This is a genomic window from Enterococcus pingfangensis (assembly GCF_005405205.1).
In the GTDB taxonomy this organism is placed as follows: domain Bacteria; phylum Bacillota; class Bacilli; order Lactobacillales; family Enterococcaceae; genus Enterococcus_A; species Enterococcus_A pingfangensis.
In genome coordinates this window covers 1-1,278 of record NZ_BJDP01000023.1, presented here as the reverse complement: position 1 = coordinate 1,278, position 1,278 = coordinate 1, and the positions used below count along the sequence as shown (strand labels likewise).

Annotated in this window: 1 protein-coding gene; it reads left to right on the top strand. The window is 36.8% G+C overall.

The features are described from left to right. The first annotated feature begins 80 nt into the window (after window positions 1–80). Window positions 81–1,237 (top strand): IS3 family transposase gene (locus FFM63_RS09745; protein WP_223197101.1). Its coding sequence is split into 2 segments (ribosomal slippage): window positions 81–339 and window positions 339–1,237, totalling 1,158 coding nucleotides; the frame shifts between segments, so codons are not numbered across the junction. Window positions 1,238–1,278: the final 41 nt, after the last annotated feature.

Genomic DNA, 1,278 nt, shown 5'->3' with positions numbered 1-1,278 from the left:
TGGATGTATGCTAATAAAGTAGACAATTTTTCTGCTATACTGCTATTTGACTAGACACTATTTTTGAAAGGAATGTTTTGATGGTAGATAAACGTAAATCCCCTCGTAAGTTTGATGATGAATTTAAGAAATCCATCGTTAAACTTTATGAAAATGGCAAATCACAAAATTCACTTGCAAAAGAATATGGAATAGCTATATCCTCTATTGCTCGCTGGGTAAAGCAATACTCTGAAGTTAAATTTGATGATGGGACGATCCTAACGGCTCGGCAGATCCAACAACTTCAAAAAAGAAATGTTCAACTTGAAGAGGAGAACTTAATCCTAAAAAAAGCGATTGCCATATTCACGCCACACTCGACGAACGACTAAAAGCCATTGAGTTCCTTAAGCACGAGCATAAGATTAGTACTCTTTGTCGCGTTCTCAAAGTTAATCGTTCGACTTACTACAAACGATTTTCTGCACCACCAGCGCCTCGAACCTTAGAAAATCAACAATTGAGAAAGCAGATTCTAGAGATTTACACAGCCACTCAAAAGAGAATCGGTGCTGCAAAAATCCAAAGGATTTTATTCCGTGATTATGGCGTTTCTATCAGTGCTGGGCGAGTTTATCGATTAATGAAGTCGATGAATCTCCCTAAAATGTCTACTAGTAAACCAGCCTTTATAAAACAAAAGCGGCAGGTTTCTTTAGAACGTCCCAATCATCTTAACCAAGCATTTAATCCCCCCGCTCCAAATCAAGTCTGGACAAGTGATTTTTCTTATATTCCTGTAGGAAAAAAGGGATTTGTTTATCTATGTGTAATTCTTGATCTATTTTCTAGAAAGGTTATTGCTTGGTCCGTAGGCCCTAAAATCGATAGTAAACTAGCTGTATCAACACTAACAAAAGCTATTTCATCTAGAAAATTAGAATCGCCTGTCCTTTTCCACACAGATCAAGGATCACAATATACTTCGTCTTTGTTTAGAAAATATCTAGACAGTCAACCAATCACACAGTCTTTATCGAAACCGGGGTATCCTTGGGATAACGCTGTGACTGAATCTTTTTTTAAATATATGAAGAAAGAGGAGCTCAATAGAAGAACATTTTCAACCCTTCAAGAAGTACAGCTTTCTTGCTTTGAATATATCGAAGGATTTTATAATACACAGCGACCTCACGGCACTCTAGATATGCTTACACCTAACGAAATGGAAGAAAAGTACTTTAATCATCTGTAAGTATCTGCTCTTTTCGTGTCTACTTTATTGACATCTATCCA